Below are 23,546 nucleotides of genomic sequence, written 5' to 3' on the forward strand. Positions count from 1 at the left end.
TTTTAAATATAATATTTTATAGCTGTATCCTTTCAGTTCCGATTATTTCCGGTACGACAATGAGTTCAAGACGCTCTGACAACGGGTTCTGATTTACAGCAAAAGGCAGAGAAAGGAGCGGAGACAATTCACAAGAGAAGAGAGATAACAGGGATGATTACCTGTTATCTCTTTTTGACAAGGCTAATGAGCAACGGCTATCAAATAATCCGATTAGCCTTAAAATCACGCAGGAAGCTGCCCCAGCGGCGTTCATAGAAGGGGGTAATATGCGCAATCATAAAATGACTGATCCCCTTTTCACCTTCCACGACCTGGCAGATATCAATCGGTTCATCACCCGCTAATGTATCTGTCGCCACGCTTCCAGTCTGACGAATAATCGCTTCGATATCACTATCCGCTTCAATGCCAATCAGCAGATTAGGTTGTTCATCTACTTTTTCTTTAATCGTGCATAAAAAAGCACGTTTAACATGTTTGAGATTTTTAAACAGCGTGGTTAAAGAATCGACCATTTGGGCCGGAGGCTCAACCACTTCTGACAGCAGGAGTGAAACGCCGCCTTCCAGTACTTCCTGCTGGGTTAAGGCATCACCTGACGGACTTAACAGGTGGCTGATTTCATTCGGGGTAAACTCTTTACCCGTTGGCAGCCGGGCATTTAAAAATAACGTGTTGCCAAGCGTGATTTCAAACAAAGTCCGCACAGGCATAACAACAAAGGACTGTTCATCCGTCACGGCGCGTTGCAAAGCTTCCAGTGAGGTAAAAAAAGGAATGGCTGAAGTATTGTCGTCTTTTTCCCAGTGCTGTAACTCTACTGAGCTACTGGCGTCTATCGCCTCACCTTCTGCTGCTTTACCTGGTACCCAGACGGTAGAGTCCATCAGTACCTGAAAAAAGGCAGGACGATGGGCTGCCTCTGTAGCCGCTTGTTCGAGCAGTGTTTCAAGTTCGTTTTTTGATTCTGACATGGTGATTCCGAAAGCAGCGTTTATAGCCTTCAGAAATGATGCACTGAAGGCCATAAAGAAAGGTAATTAACTCAACAATAAATTCGCGATAGCACGCACACCTAAACCAGTAGCACCTGCCGACCACTGCTCAACCCCGCTTTTGCGGTAAGTTGCGGAACAGTCGATATGCAGCCAGCCCTGACGGTAGTTTTCAACAAAGTGAGACAGGAAACCTGCAGCAGTGCTTGCTCCAGCTGAATAAGCCGCTCCGGCAACGTTGTTCAGTTCAGCAAAATTTGATGGTAACTGATGGCGGTGAGATTCTGCCAGCGGTAAACGCCAGAACGGCTCGTGTTCTTGTTCGGCACTGGCCAACAGGCGACCTGCCAGCTTATCGTCAAAACTGAACAGCGCATGATAGTCATTACCCAGCGCGGTTTTTGCCGCTCCGGTCAGGGTAGCACAGTCGATAATCAGTTCAGGATTTTGTGCCGATGCGTCAATTAAACCATCTGCCAGTACCAGACGCCCTTCAGCATCGGTATTCATTACTTCGACGGTTTTGCCGTTGCGATAGGTAATGATATCGCCGAGTTTAAAGGCATTGCCGCTAACCATATTATCGGCACAGCACAGGTAGAGTTTAACGCGCTTGTTTAACCCACGAGTGATAGCAAAAGCCAGTGCGCCCGTAACAGTTGCAGCACCGCCCATGTCGGACTTCATCGAATCCATAAATGCGCTTTGCTTCAGGCTATAGCCACCTGTATCAAAGGTAATTCCTTTCCCAACCAAACAGGCATAAACAGGTGCGTCCGGATTTCCGGTTGGGTTATAGTCCAATGCCAGTAACACTGGAGCACGATCGGAACCACGGCCAACAGTGTGGATCCCCATGTAGTTCTGTTCACGAAGATCTTCACCTTTGGTGATACGGTAAGAGACCTGATCGCAAGCAACAGCACAAAGAAGATCAACTGCACGTGAAGCCAGGCGGCCCGGACTTAATTCTTCCGCTGGCATGTTGATGGTATGACGAACCCAGTCGATAATCTGTAAACGGTTATTCAGCTCAGTTTGCTGTTCTTCGCTAAGTGAAGCCCAGTCAACTTTACCGGTATTTTTGGGTGCCCGGTAGCCTTGCCAGAATGCCCAACTTTTTTCTACATCCCAGCCTTCACCCGCCAGCTCGACATGCTTGATACCTTGTCCGTCAATTTTACGTCCTGCACGCTGAATTCTGTCTAACGTGTCGTGTGCCGTCAGGTGCAGTGTAATACCTTCATTATTAATACTGTACAGCGCTTTTTCACCCCAGCGTGCATCTGCTGGCTGTGTGGAAAGTGTAATTTTCATGGCATCTGTCATTTTTTTATCCTTTTCGTCGCTTACTGCCAATAAAAATGGGCCGCCACAGGCAGCCCATTATCGACAGTTCAGAGAGAAAAACAAATTCCCTCTTTATGATTAAGGGCATAAATTAATCCGCGGGCTATCCGGGTTTATTTACGGCCTTAACAGAATACAGAGCTTTTATTGCGCTTCGTCTAGCCATACCAATAAAATTGCTTCCAGTATTTTTTCATTGGAAGCATCAGGCTGGTCGTCAAAATCTTCCAGCTCGCAAATCCATTGGTGCATATCAGTAAAGCGCACTGTCGTCGGATCAACATCCGGGCGACTGTCATACAGCGCTTCGCCAATTTCACGGCTATCGGTCCATTTTAATCCCATAGTCCGCCTCTGTTAGTGTTCACGTGCATGGTTAATTGTATAGCGCGGCATTTCGACCACCAAGTCTTCGTCCGTCACACGTGCCTGGCAGCTTAAACGGCTTTCAGGTTCCAGGCCCCAGGCCTTATCCAGCATGTCGTCCTCGTCTTCCGTACTTTCCGCAAGTGAGTCGAAGCCTTCACGCACAACGCAGTGGCAGGTGGTACAGGCGCAGGATTTTTCACAAGCGTGTTCAATTTCAATTCCGTTGCGCAGGGCAACGTCGAGAATAGTTTCACCTTGCTGTGCTTCCAGTACTGCGCCATCCGGACAAAGATCCTGATGAGGCAGAAAAATAATCTTTGGCATATTAAACCTCGTCCACAGAATGACCGGTCAACGCGGTACGGATTGATAAATCCATACGACGAGCCGCAAATTCTTGGGTTTGCTTGTCTACGTTTTTGATTTCATTTGCAATGGCGCTGGTATCATCAGACTGTGCAGCTTCGACTAATGCCGCAATAGCAGCGTCAATCACCGCCCGTTCAGTTTCGTTGAGCAACGCAGCGTCAGCTTTCAGCGCACTTTGCAGACTTTCCAGCACACGTGCAGCTTCAACTTTTTGTTCCGCCAACATGCGTGCTTTGACATCATGTTCGGCATAGCTCATGGAGTCCTGAATCATACTGGCAATTTCACCATCGCTCAGGCCATAAGAAGGTTTTACCTGAATAGAGGCTTCGACACCGGTCGATTTTTCCATGGCAGTCACACTCAGTAAACCGTCCGCATCAACCTGGAAAGTGACGCGAATATGCGCGGCACCTGCAGCCATCGGCGGAATACCTCGTAAAGTGAAACGTGCCAGTGAGCGGCAATCCTGCACCAGTTCACGTTCACCCTGCATAACATGGATAGACATTGCAGTCTGACCATCTTTAAAGGTGGTGAACTCCTGAGCTTTCGCAACCGGGATCGTGGTATTACGGTTAATCACCTTCTCTACCAAACCGCCCATAGTCTCAAGCCCCAGTGATAACGGGATGACATCCAGTAACAGCATTTCACTGTCAGGTTTGTTCCCCACCAGAATATCAGCCTGAATCGCCGCGCCGATAGCAACCACTTTGTCAGGATCAATTGACGTAAGGGGCTCGCGACCAAAGAATGCGCCAACCTGTTCACGTACTAAAGGAACGCGGGTTGAACCGCCGACCATCACCACTTCAATAACGTCTTCCGCGGCGACTCCCGCATCTTTTAAGGCGCGACGACAAGAAAGCAGAGTACGTTTAACCAAAGCAATAATAAGTTCTTCCAACTGAAGACGTGTGACTTCAGTCTGCCGATCTGCCAACTCAACCTTAACGCTTTGGGCATCACTCAGCGCAATTTTTGCCTCTGTCGCTGCATCCAGTAACTGGCGCCGCAAGCGCAGGTCGTTCTGGGCATTTATACCCAGTTTTTCGCCCAGAAAATCCGCCAACAGATGGTCAAAGTCATCTCCCCCCAGGGCAGAATCCCCCCCTGTGGCAAGGACCTCAAATACACCGCGACTCAGGCGTAAAATAGAAATATCAAATGTGCCGCCACCCAAATCATAGACCGCAATAATGCCTTCCTGCCCGGAATCCAGGCCATAGGCAATGGCGGCTGCAGTAGGTTCATTAAGCAGACGTAAGACATGCAGGCCTGCCAGGCGGGCCGAATCTTTTGTTCCCTGACGCTGGGCGTCATCGAAATAGGCCGGAACGGTAATCACCACGCCATCGAGAGAGCCTGCCAGGGTTTCCTGCGCACGCTGGGCGAGGTGGGCCAAAATATCGGCCGAGATACGTACCGGATTCAGTAAACCAGCCGGTGTATCGATCAACGGCAGGCCGTTTTCACTGGCGCTGAACTGATAGGGAAGCTGAGGATAACGACTCTGGATATCAACCAGAGAGCGCCCCATCAGACGTTTTACGGAGCTTATCGTATTGACCGGATCAAGCGCTGCCTGAGCACGTGCTTCATAGCCGACACGATGGCCCTGTGACTGGTAATGCACCACTGAAGGGAGGAGGTGCTGTCCCTGGCTGTCAGCCAGAGTTTGCGCTTGCCCGCTGCGCACGGTTGCTACCAGAGAATGAGTGGTACCCAGATCAATCCCCGCAGCCAGTCTGCGCTGGTGCGGTTCTGCCGCCATTCCAGGCTCACTAATTTGTAATAACGCCATATTAAACTTCCAAAAATCCAGGCCCGAAATCAGGCATTAAAAATCGCTTAATTTTTCTTCGAGTTGTTCTATGTTGTGCTGTAATTTATCGAGAAAACGCAGCTTACGAACGGTATCTGCCGCTTGCTCCCACTGTAAACTATCCAGCTCTTGTACCATTCTGGCACTACGACTTTGTATCATCCTGGCAACGTTGCTGCCAAAGGCTTCCAGTGCGTTGATATCTGCCGATCGTTCGATGCTATCCAACTCTTCGCGTAGCTCAAGTTGTTCCATCAAAAATGCGGTATCACGTACGGTATGCTGCTCATTTGCCAAATCAAAACCATTCAGCAGCAGTAAGTATTCAGCACGCAGCAACGGATGGCGTAATGTTTGCCATGCCTGATTAATGGTTGCTGATTGATTTACTGCCAGAAGCTGCTCCGCCTGTGGGCGGTTGGCATATTTGTCAGGATGGAACTGTCGCTGCAATTCCTGGTAACGCGTAGCTAAGTGCTGGGTATCAACCACATAGCCTGGGGTCAGTCCAAACAGAGTAAAGTAATCCATAACAGACTCGAGTTTTTATCAGGTAAATGCTGTATCGGTCATGCAGAGTCACACGCCATCTACATGCTCAGATAGCGTGTTATATAGATCAAACGTGGAAGCTTTCACCGCAGCCACACTCGTCCTTCACGTTAGGATTAGTAAACTTAAATCCTTCGTTAAGACCTTCTTTGACAAAGTCGAGCTGGGTTCCATCTAAAAATTGCAGGCTTTTACCATCAACAACGACCTTTACACCTTTATCTTCAAAGATGGTATCACCGTCATCAGGTGCGTCTACGAACTCCAGGACATAAGCCATACCGGAACAACCAGAAGTGCGAACACCTAAGCGTAAACCAAATCCTTTTCCACGATTAATAAGGAAAGAATTCACACGATGTGCAGCACTATCGCTAAGGGTTATCGACATACTACAACCTCAATCAAATATTATCTCTCGTCATACCTCAAGTTGCATGAATACGCTAAGTACGCATGCAACTCCACTTACCTGAGTAAGACTCCAGGGACTTTTGAACGCGTCACCTGGTTACAGACTCATCTTATTTTTACTGAGAATCACGCTTGCTTTTATAATCTGCGATAGCTGCTTTAATAGCATCTTCCGCGAGGATTGAGCAGTGGATCTTCACAGGTGGCAGCTCGAGTTCGTCTGCAATATCAGTGTTTTTAATCGCTTCCGCTTCGTCCAGTGACTTACCCTTGACCCATTCAGTCAACAAAGAGCTGGAGGCAATGGCAGAGCCACAGCCATAAGTCTTGAAGCGTGCGTCTTCAATGATACCTTCATTGTTGACTTTAATCTGCAATTTCATCACGTCGCCACAAGCCGGTGCACCCACCATGCCGGAACCCACGCTGGTATCAGCGTTGTCAAAAGAACCCACGTTACGTGGATTTTCATAATGATCGATTACTTTTTCGCTATAAGCCATTTTTATTTCTCCTGAGTCTGAAATTGATTAATGGTGTGACCATTCGATAGTAGTAAGATCAACACCCTGCTTGAACATTTCCCACAGCGGAGAAAGATCGCGCAAACGACCGATAGAATTTCTTACCAGTTTGATGGTGTAATCAATCTCTTCTTCCGTAGTAAAACGGCCTAAAGAGAAACGGATAGAACTGTGTGCCAGTTCATCATTCATACCCAGAGCACGCAACACATAGGAAGGCTCCAGGCTTGCTGACGTACAGGCTGAACCTGAAGAGACCGCAAGGTCTTTCAATGCCATAATCAGCGACTCACCTTCAACGTAGTTAAAGCTGACGTTAAGGATAGTAGGTACACCATGCTCTAAGTCGCCGTTAAGATACACTTCTTCCATATCTTTCACGCCGTCCCACAAACGCTGACGCAGTACACGCAGACGCGCCATTTCCGTTTCCAGTTCTTCTTTGGCAATACGGTAAGCTTCGCCCATTCCGACAATCTGGTGAACCGGTAAGGTACCTGAACGCATGCCGCGCTCATGACCGCCGCCGTGCATCTGTGCTTCAATACGAATACGTGGTTTACGACGAACGTAAAGGCCACCGATACCTTTAGGACCATAGATTTTATGGCCGGAGAAAGACATCAAATCAACTTTCAGCTGACTCAGATCGATAGGTAATTTACCCACACTCTGGGTTGCATCGACATGGAAAATGATGCCACGAGCGCGGCACATTTCACCGATAGTCGCGATATCCTGGACTACACCGATTTCATTATTAACGTGCATGACGGACACCAGAATAGTGTCATCACGCATGGCTTCTTCAAGCACTTTCAGATCAAGAATACCGTTAACCTGTGGAGACAGATAAGTGACTTCAAATCCTTCACGCTCCAGCTGACGACAGGTATCCAGAACCGCTTTATGTTCTGTTTTTACAGTAATAACGTGCTTGCCTTTCTTTTGATAGAAGTTAGCAGCACCTTTAATCGCAAGGTTGTCTGACTCTGTAGCACCAGAAGTAAAGACAATCTCACGTGGATCGGCACCCAACAAATCGGCAATTTGGTTACGGGCAATATCAACTGCCTCTTCTGCCTGCCAGCCAAAACGATGGGAACGGGAAGCAGGGTTCCCGAAGTTGCCATCCATAGTTAAAAACTGCATCATTTTCTGCGCCACACGCGGATCTACCGGTGTGGTAGCAGAATAGTCGAGATAAATAGGTAATTTCATTGCTCTTTAAGCTCCGTACATCACTTCAATACGAAGAACCAGACTTAAAAGGTTAAAGCCGTTATCAACTGCGGTCTGCCTATCTGATTCTAAAATTCGTTTTTCTGCTTATGCGCGCAGTTTGACGTCAATCTGGTCATGGAGACGTATAGTACGATGAGTGTCATTTTGCTGACGATCGGACACATCCATCACTTCCTGGTTATTAACCAGTTCACCTAAGGTGATATTGTTCAAAAAACCAGTCAGGCGATCGCTAAGATCGCGCCACAGAGCGTGGGTCAGACATTTTTCCCCACCCTGGCAACCGCCCTTGCCCTGGCAGCGCGTAGCATCGACAGACTCATCGACCGCACTGATCACTTCTCCAACTGCAATACTCCCCGCGTCTTTACCTAACAGATAACCACCGCCCGGTCCACGGACGCTAGCGACGAGACCATTTTTACGCAGACGTGAAAATAGCTGCTCCAGGTAAGAAAGCGAAATGCCCTGACGTTCAGAAATATCCGCCAGCGGTACTGGACCAGCTTCAGAGTTCAACGCGACGTCAAGCATTGCGGTAACGGCATAGCGCCCTTTAGATGTCAGTCTCATGTCTTACTTAACCTCAAATAGCCCCTCGTTGCGGGGGTTTCAAAAAAATGATAGTTCACATAGCTTGAGGATAAGTCTGACATTCCTGAGTAATTTGGTCAACTATTTAACCTAGTAATTTACTCAAGTATTATTTCCCTGATTTATTATGCTGTTCCAGAGAAGTGAGCATTCCACGAAGGATATTTAGCTCCTGACTTTCAGGACGGGCACGGGTAAATAAGCGACGCAGCCGACTCATAACCTGGCCGGGATGAGTTGGTCGAATAAAGCCGCTGTGTGATAAAGCCCGCTCAAGGTGGACATAAAATCTTTCTAAATCATCAACTAACGGATATTCAATTTCTTCCGGAGCATTTTCTGTTTCCTGGCCTTCATTTTGCGTTGCCAGCCAGGCAATACGGACTTCATAAGCGAGGATTTGTACAGCCATCGCCAGATTCAAAGAACTGTATTCAGGATTCGCCTGAATCGCGACGTGATAGTGACATTTTTGTAATTCGTCATTCGTCAGACCCACGCGTTCGCGGCCAAAGACAATTGCGACCGGAGCATGCTGTGCCTCTGAAATACTTTTTATACCACATTCGCGTGGATCAAGCATGGGCCAAGGTAAAGTACGGGAACGCGCACTGGTCCCTACCACCAGACTACATCCGACCAATGCCTCGTCCAGCGTATCAACAATTTTGGCATCGCCAATCACATCACTGGCACCCGCTGCCAGTGCAATCGCCTGAGAGTCGGGTTTTACCAACGGATTAACCAGCCAGAGATTGGTTAAACCCATAGTTTTCATCGCGCGGGCTACGGAGCCCATATTGCCGGTATGCGAAGTTTCTACCAGCACAATTCGTACATTTTGCAGCATTATCATTCAAGGCCTGAAGAAGAAGATCGTAATATCTTATCATATCATTGGGACATATTCCGAACGCTCTGCTATACTCAGCCCCGTTTTCCCGTTCTTTAAAATCCAGTGAGAGAGACCGATGCATCCGATGCTCAACATCGCCGTGCGCGCTGCGCGCAAGGCGGGCAATTTGATTGCCAAAAGCTATGAAACACCTGACGCTGTTGAAGCCAGCCAAAAAGGCAGCAATGACTTTGTAACTAACATTGATAAAGAAGCCGAGCGCTTGATTATTGAAGTTATTCGTAAGTCTTATCCAAAACATACCATTATCACCGAAGAAGCTGGTGAACTGGCAGGCGAAGATCAGGATGTGCAATGGGTTATCGATCCACTGGATGGCACTTCTAACTTCATTAAACGCCTACCACACTTCTCTGTCTCTATCGCTGTGCGCATTAAAGGCCGTACCGAAGTCGCTGTTGTTTATGATCCTATGCGTAACGAACTGTTCAGCGCGGTACGTGGACAAGGCGCACAGTTGAATGGCTATCGCCTGCGTGGTAGCAATGCACGCGATCTTGACGGAACAATTCTGGCAACTGGCTTTCCGTTTAAACAGAAACAATACGCTGCCACTTATATCAATATCCTCGGTAAACTGTTTACCGAATGTGCAGACTTCCGTCGTACCGGCTCTGCAGCCCTGGACTTAGCTTATGTTGCAGCGGGTCGTGTAGATGGTTTCTTTGAGATTGGCCTGAAGCCTTGGGATTTTGCCGCCGGTGAACTGCTGGCGCGTGAATCGGGTAGCCTGGTTTGTGACTTCACTGGTGGTCATAACTATCTGCTGACAGGTAATATTGTCGCAGGTAACCCACGTATCGTGAAATCTATGCTCGCATTAATGCGCGATGAACTCAGCGAAGCACTGAAACGCTAACGTTTATCGGTTTGTGTCTTGAACCCTCCAAAAGGAGGGTTCAAGTATTAAAAAGGTCGAAGCCCACGCGTCACAGGCAGAGCACTGAACCACATCACCACCGCCGCACCGACCAGTATGACTCCTCCAGTCAACGCAAGTGAAGACCAACCGACCTGTTGCCATAACAGCGGCGGCCCCTTTTTACTCAGTCTGATAGCAAAATTTCTGCAACTGTGAACCAATAAAGCCAGTCCGGAGAGTGTCATTGCCGTGCCTGACGCCATAGCCAGAGCAGATAAAATCCCCCAACTGAATACCCCGATAACTTTACTGAAGAGCAGTACCATAATTGCCCCAGAGCAAGGGCGTATGCCCATCGACACCACCACCATCAGACGGGAATACCAGCTATCTCCTGCGGCAAGTTGCTGCGGATTCGGCACATGCTGATGGCCACAACCACAATGTTCATCATGGATATGTTGAGGAGTAAAGCGGCGAAAATGCGGCTGAGGGCGCAGCAGTATTCGTAAACGCCTGATTGCACGCAGGCAGAGCAATAAACCCAGTACGCCGACCAGCAAATAGCTGCCCTTCTCCAGCCAGAAGCTGCTCAGATGTAGCTGCCGCGAGGGTAACTGCAATATCACCAGTAATATTGTTACCAGACCAATCGCCACCAGCCCCTGTAAAAGTGATGCTGCAAAAGTCAGTTTAAGGCTGGTTTTCAGTTTCGAGGGATGGGTAGCAAGCCAGGTGGTGATAACAATTTTGCCGTGTCCCGGCCCCAAAGCATGCAAAACCCCATAACTGAAGCTCACCCCGAGCAAGATCCATCCCGCCCGCGCCGGATTTTCGGAGACCTGGCGCAGCAGACCACTAAGCTCTTGAGTAATCACACGCTGCCATTGTGTCGATCGGGCTAATATTTGTGGCCAGTAAGACCAGAGAACAAAGACAGCTCCGGTAACCAGAACCAGAAAAAGCAGCAACGGCCAAACATGTCGCCAGGAATAACTGTTCGATTCTGGAGAGTTTACTGGCATTGTAATGTCACTTTTTGGGCAAATTTCTGTCCCAGTGCCATATCTTCCGGCGGCGCATCGTCCTTATCCAGTGATGCAGCAAACGCCATCATCTCTTCACTGGGTTCAGGGGTCAGGACTGAAATATGACAATGGGTTTCCAGGCCGTGAGGTAAAGAGACATCATTATCCTGAAGATACGTCATATCAACATAAAAAGAGGGATCAAAAGTTGAGAACTGAATGCTGGCACCTTGTAAAGGCTGTGGTTTTGCCAGGGGCAAAATAAAGCTCAGCATAGCCTGGTGTTCAACGCGTTCCAGTCGATACTCAGGGGGCTGTGACGTGAATTTCACTTTCTTCCCCTGCCGCCATACTTCAGTAAAATAGTGCTGCCCCAGCACATTTGCCATCACTTCCGCAGCCAGTTTTTTCCAGACAGGAGAATCAGGCTGGGCATCCCCGGCATCATAGAGTAAATCAGCCGAGGTCAGTTCATCCATCAGCCACTGCATTTTTAGCCCGGTTAGCTGGCCTTGTTCGATAACCGGCGTGGTCTTAAGGGAAATAAAACTGTGTGGATGGGCAGATATACCGAAAGAACCCAGCCCGGCCAGTAGTATCAGTCCCCCGGAAAAACAGATTCGTTTACGATTCATATCAGCCTCAAATTATACTTTCGCAGTAATACTGGGGCGCAAAAATAGCGCAGGTACTGCGACCAAAGCCATAACCCAGAACATGCCACCCTGAATATGCTGATACAGATAGCCAGAGAACATGGTCATAACCGCGATACCGCCGCCCATTGCCACTGCCGAATACATTGCCTGTAAACGAATAACTTCATGACCATGACGAGCCGATATATAGCGCATGGCGGCAAGGTGACAAACGGTAAAACTCCCACAGTGCATAATTTGCGAGACAATCAGCCAGGATAACTCAGTACTTGATGCCATCAGTCCCCAGCGAATAATACCGGTGAGACCAGAAAGCAACAGTAAATCACGCGAACTCCAGCGCCTGAACAAACGATTACTCAGCGCAAAGATGACAATTTCTGCGACCACACTGAGCGACCATAAATAGCCCACTACCGAAGCAGAATAGCCCGCCTCCTGCCAGTAAATGGCACTGAAAGCATAGTAGGCTGCATGTGCACCTTGCAGCAAAGTGACACAGGCCAGAAACCGCCAGTCGCCGATTATTAAGTCCTTCCAGGCAGCCCATCCCATTGTATCTTGCTGGGCTATTTTTCCCTCTGGCATGATTGAGGGACGGAACATCATGCCAATCAGCATTGAAGCGACGCCTATACTCATAACCACCAGAATAGCCTGGTAGCTAAATTCACTCACCAGTTTACCGGTCGCCGCCGAGCCAATAACAAACGCCAGTGAACCCCATAATCTCACCCGACCATAATCGAGGGGAAACTGACGCTGCCAGGTACCAGCCAAAGCATCAGTAAGCGGGACTAAAGGTGAAAAAAAGAGGTTAAAGCCGATGATGACAATAATTAGCCAGGCCGAGGTTTGCCCGAGCCAGAAAGCGACCATAAAAATTAATGAAAGCAAGGCAAGTATGCGTAGGGCAAATATTAGCCGAGAAGGATCCGTCACTCTTGGGGCCAGTAGCAAGCTTCCCAGAAAACGTGCAATAAGTCCGGCCCCCAATAAGATACCGATAGTTTCTGGCGGCAATCCAACGCCTTCCAGCCACAAACTCCAGAACGGCAAAAAAATACCGTAACTGAAAAAATAGGTAAAATAACTCAAAGCTAGCCAAAGCGTGGATTGAACGACCATGTATTCTCCCTTTTTTAGGGAGCTAGTGTCAGGGATAGACCATCGGCTTGCAAGCCATCTATGATGATAAAATTGCCCGAAAACAGGCCAAATGATGGCTAAATATTGAAAGGTTATGGAGGGCTCAAGTTTATTTTCAGTTAACAGATATTCAATTCAGGTCAAAAAAAACGTCACATGAAAGTGACGGTGAGACTGATGACAAGGCTAAAGTGATATCTAACTCTCAGCGCTTATTTACGAAAATAAACAGGAAAATCAATTCATTGATTTTCGGCTGATAGCACAAAGAAGGAAAACCACGTTTTTTCCTTCTTTGTCAGCAATCTGACCGTCACATGAAAGTGACGGTCCTCGTCTGACACCACACAACCAGACGTAAGTGTGGCGCCATTATGGCAACTTAATCAATAATTACGCGTATACCGGGAAACGTGCGCAGATATCGAGAACCTTTTGCTTAGTGCTTTCAATGGTGGCTTCATCATTGATGTTATCCAGAATGTCACACATCCAGCCAGCCAGTTCTTTTGCTTCTGCTTCTTTGAAACCACGACGGGTCACCGCCGGGCTACCGATACGGATACCTGAAGTGACAAATGGGCTCTTCGGATCGTTGGGTACACTGTTTTTGTTAACAGTGATATTCGCGCGACCCAGTGCAGCATCAGCTTCTTTACCGGTCAGATTTTTATCGACTAAATCCAGTAAGAATAAATGGTTATCAGTACCACCAGAAACCACGTTATAACCACGGTTCAGGAAGACCTCTACCATCGCTTTCGCATTTTTAGCAACTTGCTGCTGGTAAACCTTAAATTCTGGCTCCAGAGCTTCTTTCAATGCGACCGCTTTACCGGCGATGACATGCATCAGAGGTCCACCCTGAGCTCCCGGAAATACTGCGGAGTTCAGTTTTTTATACAACTCTTCGTTGCCGCCCTTGGCCAGAATTAAACCACCGCGTGGACCTGCCAGGGTTTTATGCGTAGTAGTGGTAACAACGTGAGCATGTGGAACTGGGTTAGGATAAACGCCCGCAGCAACAAGACCTGCAACGTGTGCCATATCAACAAATAAAGAAGCACCGACTGCATCAGCGATTTCACGCATTTTGGCCCAGTCAACAACACCAGAATAAGCAGAGAAACCACCGATAATCATTTTCGGCTTGTGCTCTTTAGCCAGTTTTTCCAGCTCTGCATAGTCAATATGACCACTTTCATCGATACCATAAGGAACGATATTGTACAGTTTACCCGAGAAGTTAACCGGGGAGCCGTGAGTCAGGTGACCACCATGAGCAAGGTTCATACCCAGCACGGTATCACCAGGTTCAAGCAGGGTGGTGTAAACAGCGAAGTTTGCCTGAGAACCTGAGTGAGGCTGTACGTTAGCGTAGTCAGCACCAAACAGCTCTTTCGCACGGTCGATAGCCAGTTGCTCAACGATATCAACGTGTTCACAGCCACCATAGTAACGCTTACCCGGATACCCTTCAGCATACTTATTCGTCAGCTGAGACCCTTGAGCCTGCATCACACGTGGGCTGGTATAGTTTTCGGAGGCGATCAGTTCGATGTGCTCTTCCTGACGTACTTTTTCTTGCTCCATAGCCTGCCATAATTCGGCATCATAATCGGCAATGTTCATTTCACGCTTTAACATCCGCATCTCCTGACTCAGCTAACAGTAAACTTTTTATTGCAATAATGGGGTGCCCTTTTGGGCGACGGGAAGTAGTGTAAACCGAAATAGATTCAGGTGGTAGAGCTTGATCAAGGTTTTTACGCAAACGATTACCCAGGCATGAAATAAGGATTCTTTGCAATAAAAAACTTTCCTGTTTTTCGGACTTATCTTCATGAGCATGATGCGTATTTTTCAAGTGCAGCGCAACCTCCCGCCCTTTTCTCTGCAGCTCTGAAAATACTTTTGATGGCATTAATGAAATCTCTTAGCATCATGAGGCTATAAAAGTGGAATTTTGAGTACAGGAGCAGTGGATAATCGGGATAACTACATTATAAAAATGGTTATTGACTGATCTGAAAAAATGGATATTGAATAACGGTTTGATGGCAGTGGCTCACTGACGGAGCCATAGCAACATATCCCTGCCAGGCCCCGTATTCGCTGATGACTTGGCAGGAGGTGTCCGGACATACAAGATGGACCATTATCCAAACAAGAGAATCTTGAACACTGATATCTTATCGGCTGGTTTTCCCCAAAGTATCCCGCAGACTGGCGTATTGTGTTTTCATTTCCTGGGCTTCCCTGAAATTAGTGTACAGCGTTTGGTGACGCTCCACACAATACACAGCAATGAGCGGCAACAGGCTGCAAACATAGAGTAAAGCGAAGTTCGGCTCCCCCTGAGTTGCGCTGAATAACAGGCAGATAATGATACTCCAGACTGCTGTCAGGAAAAGCCAGAACATCAGACGGCCAACTGTAGTGAGTTTACAGGTAAATGACCAAGGGCTGGTTGATGCAAAACGATCATTAATATCACCGTTTAGCAATTCACCTAATAGAATGTAGCGGCGCTGGCGCAGCGCAAAGCAAAACATGAATAGCATGACAATGGTCATCAGAATGATGAACGCCACAATAAAGGCCGGGTTGCCGTAACCCTCAGACAGGCTAAAAGCCGGTTTAGCGGCAACAGGCAAAACAAGGGCAAAATTCACCACCAGACTCAGCAATAAGTCTTCAGTAATGTAACTCGGCAGGTAGCGTGCCTTGACCGGCTGTTTGTCCTGTGACGTCAATTGTTGCAGCGCATAGAGCATATTATATGGCATAGCCATACGCGATTGATGCATGATGATAGCAGGCATAACCACTACGCCTGCAAAGGCAATCAACCAATAGCGCAATGCCGGTCCACACAGCCAGATAAGGGTGCAACAAATAACCACCGCTACCAGTGTCAGCAATGAACTGTAGAACGGGCGATAATAAATTTTCGCCAGCCCTCCAAATTTTATGTTTTCTGTAAACTTTTCATGCACCTCCGGCTTATCGTAAAATCTCAAGGTGAAGATACTGTAAATAAAGTACCCCCGCCCATCACGCATCATGTTCCAGGTTATCGTCATTGAAATAGCCCCCAGACCGACAATCATCTCTGGCAGAGAAATATCGATGACATTACGGATCAGTGACGACGTCAAAATGCTTGAGATAAACACGATAGCCAGGAACGCTGCTATTCGATATTTTTTATAAAACGTGATGAAGTTCGGGATCATACCAGCTCAATCTCCTTGTCGATTGTTGCCGTACAAGGTTTAGTCACTTGGTAATAATGCTGCGTGTTGTGATCGCCCAGGTCTTCGTAGTGATCTGCGAGTAAATGGCAAAGCATTTTCTTACTGCTGATTTCGAGATAGTGGCGATATCCCGCATGCGACCATAAATCCATACTTTCCCGCCAGCGGACGGTATGCGTCAGATGCAGGGCCAAGTTCTCTTTAATCTGCGTGGTATCGTATTCAGCCTTACCGCTGTAATTCATGATGACAGGACGGTTCGGGGAGGAGAATGTCAAATCAGCGAGCATCGCTCGCATAGGCTCAATACCCTCGTTCATCAGAGGCGTATGCCAGGCCCCATTGACCGTGAGTTTGACGGACGTAATTTTCTGGCGAGCGAGATGATGAGTGAGGGTTTTCGCAGCCGCAGCATCTCCACCAATGACCTGCTGCATATGCCCGTTATCACAGCAGACGTTAAGTTTTTCGGTTAATCCCATCTCCTCTATTAACGCTTTCAGCGTTGCGAAAGAGAGGGATTTAACCACATACATGGCCCCTTTACGCTGCTCGGCTAACTCCTGCATGATACTGGCTCGCTGGCTGATCGCGCGAAACAACGTCTCCATATCCATGACACCAGCGGCGTATAATGCAGAATATTCACCGGCACTGTGTCCGCCGTAGCCAATTTCGATTTGCGGCGAGCGTTCGCGCAGTAATGTCAGCATAGCTGTATTGACCGTGGTTACCGCAACTTGTTGAAAACCGGTTTTAATCAGTTTGGTCATTGGCCCTTTCTGGCACAGGGCCCGTACATCAAAACCTGAAATATCGCTGGCACAGTCCCAGACGGCTTTCACCGAAGGTGAAACATCGCAGACATCACTTCCCATACCAATCACCGGGTTTCCCTGCCCTGGAAAAAGGAGAACCCAACCTTCTACAGACCCACGCGGCTTCTGCGGATCACCAATTAAATTGCATACCTGCATATCCATTTCCTTTTTCGCCGAAAGTGCCAAATTCACTGTTTGTTCTGCCAAAACTGGCAGAAATCCCGGTATACACCAAAAAGTCGTTTTTAAGCGGAGTACTTAAATGGAGATTGATTACATGACTGCGATCAACCAAGTTTGCCGTACCAGAAACCGACCAGTCGATTTTTCCGACTTGCTCTTTGTTGGTTCGTATATAAAACGTGGCGTAGTGCTTGCCCTGCAGATTACCGTTGCGAGAGGTATTGTCGATTTCCGCCGCCATCATTCGCGAATACTGCTCATAACTACTACTGATATTTTGCGTCATGGCGTAAGGCGGAATCAGATTTTTATAGCCGCCGTTCACAAACCGGATGGTATTGAAGATATTTTTCCATTCCCCCCGACTGTAACCCTGGCTCTGGCCGTAATATTCAGCACCGAATTCTTGCTGCTCGTCGCTGGTATAACGCAAGCTGACGCCTAAGTCGCCTTCGATTCCCGAATGGCGAGTTTTATAAGGTTCGCTGATATATTCCAGTTCCCGTATTTGACGCGCGGATGCCATATCCAGATGGCGCCACGTTTCTCCCCGAGAAACTGAGCCCTCAAGACTGAGGATCAATTTATCTGTCAGATTACCGCTGATACCTGCCGCAAATGTTTTCTGGTCGCCACCCAACAGTGAATACGTTGTGTTGAAGTTTTTCAGGCCATTATTGGTATAACTCGCATAATAACGGTCAGTACTGTTGGTTCTTTCAAGCGAGCTCCAGTTCGCTGCACTGTCACTACGATTGTTATTGCGGGTCAGGCGCGGTAGTAACCAAAGGGAATAGGTTCCCTCATCACGATATAGTGTCGCGCTACTGCCATAAGATCCCTCAGAATAAAAACTGCGCCAGCGATCGCCCAGCCCGTTGACCCGCACACTACGCATATTACCGGAATAATTACGCAATAAATCCAACGGAGAAACCGAGAACAGGCTTCCGCTCGCCGTACGCAGTTTTCCCAAATCTATATACAGTGGACCACTGGCCATCCAACTCAGCACGGCCTCATTGAGGATGCCGAATCCCTGATTCTTTTTGTCTTCCAAAGCGCCAGGCTGACGTGATTGAAAAGCATACGCACCACTGGCCTGCACTTTAAAATTCAGCGAATCTGTTAGCGTGCAACTTCCGACAGAGGTCGCATAGACATTCGCGATGCTATTACTGCGGAACGCTTCTCGCTTAAATTTCCATTGCGAATTAGAGGAGTCCAGGATTATCCCTTCTGCCCCAACATATCCTCTCTGGATTACACAATTAGCTGCCCAGGAGCTAGTGCTGTATAAGCTGGCAACCAGCATAACGCTGGTTGCCGACAGGCAAATATACATCCTCACCGATTGAGTCTCATGAGGTATTCTTTTTGGAAATTACTTTCCGGCAAGGATTCCAGAACGACATCGCTGTAACGCATAGTCGTGTAGTTATCCTTACGTAAAGCATCTTCAACAACGATAGTTGTCGGGCGCATTTCGCCTAATATTTGCTGATAGTCGCGGTAGTAAGAGCGTTTGATCAGCACATCTTCGGCAGAAAGAAAATCAGCCCGTACAGGGTGTCCGGTATCCTTCTCCACCCAGTAGTCGATAGCCGGATAAGTAACATAGGGCCAGCGACGTTTAAGCGATAGTTTGTAGCAAGTTGTATCGGCGCAAGCTTCTTCCCCTACCAGAGTCGATATATAGGAGTAATCAAAATCAGCGGCGACCACATCACCGTTAGACACCTGCCCTATCAGGCGCTGTTGGCGCGAGATAGGGATAGGCCGGCGCAAATCGGGGGAGTAGTACCACATTTTGTCCAAATCAGAGAGCAGTGCTTTACCTTTGTCACGCGCCGGAGACACAAAACGTACCAGTGAGCGAGCATCCCCATTTTCGTTCTGCTCGGAAGGTTTATAAAAGCGCATTGAGACATCCAGTACTTGCTGGTTTTCCGTAATATCGCGGCCGTTACGGTGCTCAAGCAATGTCAGCGTATACCGGAATGGGGTATCTGGCGCGCGAACCCGGTCAGCGCGGCGAATGATGTTCCGCGCAAGCTGATCGTCCTGAGTCAACTGCTCGAGTTGCTGTCTGTCAAGGGTGAGTTTTTCCGATTTATCAGCAAAGGCAAACAAACTCACACTCAATCCAATAGCACAGATAATATGTTGATATTTCATATGAATCCCTTCCTTAAACTCAGCCATTAAAGTTCGAGCGTGCTTCCCAGATCGGCAATAAGCGTCGCGCCACGAATCGCCGAGGACTTGTCTGAAATTAAAAACGCAGCGATATTCGCCACTTCTTCAGGCTCCACCAGCCAGCGGCGAGGGGCGTTGTCATAACGGGCAAACATATCAGGCCAGAGTTCTTTCAGAAAAGGCGCCATGTCGGTATTCACAACACCCGCACAAATGCCATTAACACGAATGTTGCGGTCATACAGTTCCACCTCCAGATAACGCACCAGATTTTCCAGTGCGGATTTGGCAATACCCAGCGGGTATTTAGGTAAAACACACTGGCTACCTAAGCTGGAGAGCGCACAAATCGTGCCACCCGACGTCATCAGCGGAGCAACTTCCTGTACACAGGTGGTATTACCGATCAGGTTGGTGTTCAGCAACAGTTTCCAGTCGTTGCGGGTCATCTCCATAAAAGGTTTAAACGGTGCAGCAGCAGCATTAAGTACCAGATGATCAATGCGTGAGATGCCATTTTTTTGTAGCGTTTTCACCATTTCCTGAATATCACGCGGTTCTGCAATATCGGCTTTTGCCAGAGTCACCTTGACCCGGGTTTCTTCTGCAATAAAGCGTTGCAGGTTGGCTGCGCTTTTTCCCTGATCGCGGCGGTAATTAAGAATCAGGTCATAGCCTTCATCAGCCAGTTTGCTCGCGATAGCCATACCGATACCACGGCCTGCACCGGTGATTAATACTGTTTGTCCTTTTGACATAAATGTTCTTCCTGAGTAATTAAACAAAACGAAATGCTTCCGCGATCACCAGTTTTGAAGCCCGGCGAGCAGGAATAATAGAGGCGATTAATGCTGTCACTAGTGGAAGTGCACACGAGAACCAGAATAGGTTCATGTCTTGATCCCACATAACAAAGGCCAGATAGCCTTGGGTATAGCCAGGCGACGGCGGCATCGGGATACCGTTGATGTTAATCAGTGAGGCGATCAAAATACCGAAACTGATACTGAGCACCGATCCGATAATACCGATAATGACCCCTTCAAGAATGAACAGGCGGCCGATATAAGACTGACTCAGTCCCAGCGCGCGTAGCGTGGCTATCTCTCGGGTTCGTTCGACAACGTTCATCATCAACGTGTTACCAATCATAAACACGACTATCACGCTGACTATCGATTTAATGAAGAGAAATATGCCTTCAAACAAATTCACGACCTGATGATAAAAAATAGCCAGATCGTCCCAAGAACGCGCTTCCAGCGGCAGGTTCTGTTCACTAATAATCTGATTAATCCGCGCCAGCACATCACCGGTTTGGCTGGTATCCTGAAGCAGAATAATTATTTTGCTGACATCGTCGGTTTGTAGCAGCCGTTGTGCCGTCTTGAGTGGCATTTTGATGGTCGTGTCGTCATATTCTTTTATTCCGGACTGGAATATGCCGCGAACCTTAGATGACATGGCGTTCTGACCACCTTCTGGATTGACCACCAGCATATCCGCCCAGTCACCGTATCCAGCGGACAGTGCATCCGAGATCCCTGATCCAATGGTAATATCCTGCTGTTCAACCCGCGATAAATCACTACCCGAGATGATTTTATCCAGCGAGCCAAGAACCAGAGAGGTTTGCGGTTCAATCCCTACACCGGTAAAAAAGGTAGAGGCGCCTTTATCGTACTGAGAGATTATTCCGGTAAAACCAAGCTGGCCGGTAATAGTGCTAACTTTTGGCCCAACTTGCGGATCGGCCATTAAAATATTTTTTACTTCATCATAATTGTTGATGGTGTATTGCAGGGAATTGTTTGCCCCGCTGGTCAGATAGCCTTTTTCGTACAGCTGAATATGCCCAAGGTTAGTACGGATCGTTTGTTCCCGTAACGCCCAGAAGGAATAATCAACAAAACCACCAAAAATAAATACCGCCACACCACCGAGGGTTATCGCCAGTAGTGTTACACCCGAGCGGCGACTTTGACGGAACAAATTCAGGAAGGTATAGCGGATATCCGTGGGTTTACGGATAACTGTCAGTACCACCACGAGAAGCGCATAGGCAATAATAGCGTTAGAGATCCAAAACATTACATTCATCATGGCGTAGCTTCCGTTGCTGGCAGAATAACTGAGGTCAGTTCCGATTCAGACCATTCAGGGGCTGGCTGATTACGTAGGAGAGAAAGTTGTTTACCTTCCTCTCCTAATTGTGAAAGAGAAGCCCACTCTTTCTCTGCCACGTCAAGATGCTTGCACTCCATATTGGCCCGTGCAGACATCAGAAGAAGCATCGGTTTCAGACTGACAGGGACTTCTGTGGTCGCTTGTAAATAAGCAATATCTTTCAAAGCAATCACACAACGGCCGTTGGAAGCCGGAACAAAAGCATCCATCCGCGCCCGCAAATAACGCATGCGCCAGTTATCCTCATCTGTTTCTGCTGCTTCATCCATGTAGAAAAACCCAAGCTTTGAGGATTCCGCAGCCTTCAGGTAATTCTTTTTGCTCAGGTAATGCGTCGCCATAAAAAGCTGTCCGTAACCATAGAAAATCTTTGCCGCCGGATAATCTGGTTTTTCTTCAAAGACATCTTCAAGGAACGCCGTAGCATTGCCCAATTCGTTGATAGCACTCTGAGTCTTGATGGTTAAAACGGCATTTAACACCGGATTGCTTTGCGCCCGTTGTTTCATTTGCTCCAGCGTCGTTGCTTGTGTCACCGAAGTCACCAGCAACAATACAGCGAGGGTAATTCCCTTACAGGTTGAGAAAGTCATTTTTCAGCTCCCCGTCTTCGATTTCCAAAACACGTCGCGCACGGTCACGCAGCTGCAGCGAATGCGTGGATATCACAAAAGTGGTTTTCAGTTCCTGATTCATGGTAAGCAGGAGATCGATAATTTCATGACCGGTACGGGTATCGAGATTACCGGTAGGTTCATCAGCCACGATCAGGCGCGGGCTTTTCACCAGCGCACGAGCAATAGCAACACGCTGTTGCTGCCCGCCAGAAAGTTCACCCGGCGGACGCTTGTAGTGATTGCTCAGCCCGACCTTTTCCAGCATATCCATCACCTGTTCGTGTGCCACGCGCCGACTGAAGCCGTTGAGCATCAGTGGATAGTAAACATTGTCGAATACACTCAACACCGGCAGCAGGTTAAAAAACTGAAAGACAAAACCAATGTGATCCGCTCGTAAACGAGCAGTTTGCTTATCATTGAGTTTTTCCAGATCCTGCCCCATCAGGAAAACGTGTCCACCGGTCGGAAAATCAATACCGGCCATCAGGTTAAGCAGCGTACTTTTTCCACTGCCAGAAGGACCACAAAGGGCAATAAATTCACCGTCATTAATTTGGGTAGTAACGGAGTTCAGAGCGGTGATAGTTCCGGCACCTTTGCCGAAAGATTTACTCGCTTGTTGCAGATACACCACAGGCAACGGCTGCGCAGCATGATGAGTCATGATGATTTCTCCTCAGAACGATGCGGCAAAGTCGATACCTGAGGTAGCAACAATAGCCGGTAACGGGGATAAATGGCGTAAACCAGATAGCCTTCGGCATTCATCCATGACTGGCTGAGCATGCTTTCATTGCTGCTGGTGATTTCAATCAGACAGCGATCGCTGCGTGGCGCAGTGTCGCCCGGGAAGGTGGCAGGCTGATAGCCCAGATAACGGATCTGCACCGGTTCAATTTCGCCTGTCATCGGAGTCATTATCCGTGAAGTCTTGGTACCGCTTACCGGATGCTGGTCACAGGGTAACGGGAAGCGCAAGGCAAACAGGGTGTAATCAAAGTCTGTATTGCTGATGCTCTGTTGCGTTTTCCCCTTTTTACCATGCAGAGTTAAGTTCAGCTGCGGCAGTACATTGTCAGATTCCCCCGTCACTTGACGAACAGCGCCGTTATCGTTTTCTTTTAATCGATAGCTGAGCATCTTATTACCGCTATAGATGACTTCATCACTGTAGTCATAGCGATAGTTCGTCAGTAGCGTTTTGATACGAAAAGAGATAGCACCTCGTTGTAACCAGTTCTTACTTTCCGGTTGCCAGATCTGGCTGATGCTATATATACCGAGCGGCGTCGCGCTATCCGGCGCCAGGATCTGGTATTGCGCCTGATATCCCTGCCCGTCGAACGATGCCATAGCCCCCGTCGAGGTAAGAACGAGTAACCCTGCGGAAAAAATTATGCGTGTGCGCTTCATTGGTTC

Annotated in this window: 26 protein-coding genes; 1 reads left to right on the forward strand and 25 read right to left on the reverse strand. The window is 48.1% G+C overall.

Annotated elements, in window-relative coordinates; all coding sequences use genetic code 11:
• Window positions 1-200: 200 nt before the first annotated feature.
• From sseB to trmJ, 11 genes are all read right to left on the reverse strand, one after another.
• Complete coding sequence (gene sseB / locus Q1A40_RS04565) at window positions 201-977, reverse strand: enhanced serine sensitivity protein SseB (RefSeq protein WP_299998244.1); 777 nt, start codon at window positions 975-977, stop codon at window positions 201-203.
• Between the two features lie 66 nt (window positions 978-1,043).
• Complete coding sequence (gene pepB / locus Q1A40_RS04570; RefSeq protein ID WP_299998245.1) at window positions 1,044-2,327, reverse strand: aminopeptidase PepB; 1,284 nt, start codon at window positions 2,325-2,327, stop codon at window positions 1,044-1,046.
• Between the two features lie 165 nt (window positions 2,328-2,492).
• The gene (gene iscX, locus Q1A40_RS04575; protein ID WP_299998246.1) at window positions 2,493-2,693 is read right to left on the reverse strand and encodes a Fe-S cluster assembly protein IscX; all 201 of its coding nucleotides are present in this window, start codon (window positions 2,691-2,693) and stop codon (window positions 2,493-2,495) included.
• A gap of 12 nt (window positions 2,694-2,705) precedes the next feature.
• Complete coding sequence (fdx, locus tag Q1A40_RS04580) at window positions 2,706-3,041, reverse strand: ISC system 2Fe-2S type ferredoxin (RefSeq protein WP_299998247.1); 336 nt, start codon at window positions 3,039-3,041, stop codon at window positions 2,706-2,708.
• Window position 3,042: 1 nt separating this feature from the next.
• Complete coding sequence (hscA, locus tag Q1A40_RS04585) at window positions 3,043-4,893, reverse strand: Fe-S protein assembly chaperone HscA (RefSeq protein WP_299998248.1); 1,851 nt, start codon at window positions 4,891-4,893, stop codon at window positions 3,043-3,045.
• Window positions 4,894-4,929: 36 nt separating this feature from the next.
• The gene (gene hscB / locus Q1A40_RS04590) at window positions 4,930-5,445 is read right to left on the reverse strand and encodes a co-chaperone HscB (RefSeq protein WP_299998249.1); all 516 of its coding nucleotides are present in this window, start codon (window positions 5,443-5,445) and stop codon (window positions 4,930-4,932) included.
• 88 nt (window positions 5,446-5,533) lie between these two features.
• Complete coding sequence (gene iscA, locus Q1A40_RS04595; protein WP_299998250.1) at window positions 5,534-5,857, reverse strand: iron-sulfur cluster assembly protein IscA; 324 nt, start codon at window positions 5,855-5,857, stop codon at window positions 5,534-5,536.
• A 139-nt stretch (window positions 5,858-5,996) separates the two neighbouring features.
• Window positions 5,997-6,383, reverse strand: a complete 387-nt coding sequence (gene iscU, locus Q1A40_RS04600; protein ID WP_299998251.1) for a Fe-S cluster assembly scaffold IscU — start codon at window positions 6,381-6,383, stop codon at window positions 5,997-5,999.
• A gap of 27 nt (window positions 6,384-6,410) precedes the next feature.
• Window positions 6,411-7,625, reverse strand: coding sequence for an IscS subfamily cysteine desulfurase (locus Q1A40_RS04605; protein ID WP_299998252.1), 1,215 nt, complete (start codon window positions 7,623-7,625; stop codon window positions 6,411-6,413).
• A 108-nt stretch (window positions 7,626-7,733) separates the two neighbouring features.
• Window positions 7,734-8,222 (reverse strand): Fe-S cluster assembly transcriptional regulator IscR, encoded by a 489-nt coding sequence (gene iscR, locus Q1A40_RS04610; RefSeq protein WP_299998253.1) that lies wholly within the window; start codon window positions 8,220-8,222, stop codon window positions 7,734-7,736.
• Between the two features lie 130 nt (window positions 8,223-8,352).
• Entirely contained in the window at window positions 8,353-9,093 is a 741-nt protein-coding gene (trmJ, locus tag Q1A40_RS04615) for a tRNA (cytosine(32)/uridine(32)-2'-O)-methyltransferase TrmJ (protein WP_299998349.1), read from the reverse strand.
• 121 nt (window positions 9,094-9,214) lie between these two features.
• Here trmJ and suhB point away from each other — a divergent pair, with 121 nt between their 5' ends.
• Window positions 9,215-10,018 (forward strand): inositol-1-monophosphatase, encoded by an 804-nt coding sequence (suhB, locus tag Q1A40_RS04620; protein ID WP_299998254.1) that lies wholly within the window; start codon window positions 9,215-9,217, stop codon window positions 10,016-10,018.
• A 47-nt stretch (window positions 10,019-10,065) separates the two neighbouring features.
• Here the strand turns inward: suhB and Q1A40_RS04625 are convergent, their stop codons facing one another.
• The 14 genes from Q1A40_RS04625 to Q1A40_RS04690 form a co-directional block, all read right to left on the reverse strand.
• Window positions 10,066-11,046, reverse strand: a complete 981-nt coding sequence (locus tag Q1A40_RS04625; RefSeq protein WP_299998255.1) for a nickel/cobalt transporter — start codon at window positions 11,044-11,046, stop codon at window positions 10,066-10,068.
• Window positions 11,037-11,684, reverse strand: coding sequence for a DUF1007 family protein (locus Q1A40_RS04630; protein ID WP_299998256.1), 648 nt, complete (start codon window positions 11,682-11,684; stop codon window positions 11,037-11,039). Before Q1A40_RS04630 ends, Q1A40_RS04625 begins: the two co-directional genes overlap by 10 nt.
• Before the next feature lie 12 nt (window positions 11,685-11,696).
• Window positions 11,697-12,836 carry a 3-phenylpropionate MFS transporter gene (locus Q1A40_RS04635; RefSeq protein WP_299998257.1) on the reverse strand — a complete coding sequence of 380 codons (1,140 nt, stop codon included), beginning with the start codon at window positions 12,834-12,836 and terminating at the stop codon, window positions 11,697-11,699.
• Window positions 12,837-13,250: 414 nt separating this feature from the next.
• A complete protein-coding gene (gene glyA / locus Q1A40_RS04640; protein ID WP_299998258.1) occupies window positions 13,251-14,504 on the reverse strand; it encodes a serine hydroxymethyltransferase in 1,254 nt (417 codons plus the stop codon).
• A complete protein-coding gene (locus Q1A40_RS04645; RefSeq protein ID WP_299998259.1) occupies window positions 14,491-14,781 on the reverse strand; it encodes a hypothetical protein in 291 nt (96 codons plus the stop codon). The genes glyA and Q1A40_RS04645 overlap by 14 nt, the downstream gene beginning before the upstream one ends.
• Before the next feature lie 268 nt (window positions 14,782-15,049).
• Entirely contained in the window at window positions 15,050-16,096 is a 1,047-nt protein-coding gene (locus tag Q1A40_RS04650; protein WP_299998260.1) for a hypothetical protein, read from the reverse strand.
• Window positions 16,093-17,094 (reverse strand): ACP S-malonyltransferase, encoded by a 1,002-nt coding sequence (locus tag Q1A40_RS04655; protein WP_299998261.1) that lies wholly within the window; start codon window positions 17,092-17,094, stop codon window positions 16,093-16,095. Before Q1A40_RS04655 ends, Q1A40_RS04650 begins: the two co-directional genes overlap by 4 nt.
• On the reverse strand, window positions 17,069-18,472 hold the full coding sequence (locus Q1A40_RS04660) for a hypothetical protein (RefSeq protein WP_299998262.1): 1,404 nt from the start codon (window positions 18,470-18,472) through the stop codon (window positions 17,069-17,071). Before Q1A40_RS04660 ends, Q1A40_RS04655 begins: the two co-directional genes overlap by 26 nt.
• Window positions 18,469-19,299 (reverse strand): outer membrane lipoprotein-sorting protein, encoded by an 831-nt coding sequence (locus Q1A40_RS04665; protein ID WP_299998263.1) that lies wholly within the window; start codon window positions 19,297-19,299, stop codon window positions 18,469-18,471. The genes Q1A40_RS04660 and Q1A40_RS04665 overlap by 4 nt, the downstream gene beginning before the upstream one ends.
• 26 nt (window positions 19,300-19,325) lie before the next feature.
• Window positions 19,326-20,078, reverse strand: a complete 753-nt coding sequence (locus Q1A40_RS04670) for an SDR family oxidoreductase (protein WP_299998264.1) — start codon at window positions 20,076-20,078, stop codon at window positions 19,326-19,328.
• A 19-nt stretch (window positions 20,079-20,097) separates the two neighbouring features.
• On the reverse strand, window positions 20,098-21,423 hold the full coding sequence (locus Q1A40_RS04675; protein WP_299998265.1) for an FtsX-like permease family protein: 1,326 nt from the start codon (window positions 21,421-21,423) through the stop codon (window positions 20,098-20,100).
• Window positions 21,420-22,100, reverse strand: a complete 681-nt coding sequence (locus Q1A40_RS04680) for a hypothetical protein (RefSeq protein ID WP_299998266.1) — start codon at window positions 22,098-22,100, stop codon at window positions 21,420-21,422. Before Q1A40_RS04680 ends, Q1A40_RS04675 begins: the two co-directional genes overlap by 4 nt.
• Entirely contained in the window at window positions 22,081-22,791 is a 711-nt protein-coding gene (locus tag Q1A40_RS04685) for an ABC transporter ATP-binding protein (protein ID WP_299998267.1), read from the reverse strand. The genes Q1A40_RS04680 and Q1A40_RS04685 overlap by 20 nt, the downstream gene beginning before the upstream one ends.
• Window positions 22,788-23,540: a DUF6134 family protein gene (locus tag Q1A40_RS04690; RefSeq protein WP_299998268.1), complete on the reverse strand. Its 753-nt coding sequence runs from the start codon at window positions 23,538-23,540 to the stop codon at window positions 22,788-22,790. The genes Q1A40_RS04685 and Q1A40_RS04690 overlap by 4 nt, the downstream gene beginning before the upstream one ends.
• Window positions 23,541-23,546 lie beyond the last annotated feature (6 nt).

This window comes from uncultured Cedecea sp. (assembly GCF_947498825.1).
In the GTDB taxonomy this organism is placed as follows: domain Bacteria; phylum Pseudomonadota; class Gammaproteobacteria; order Enterobacterales; family Enterobacteriaceae; genus JGM124.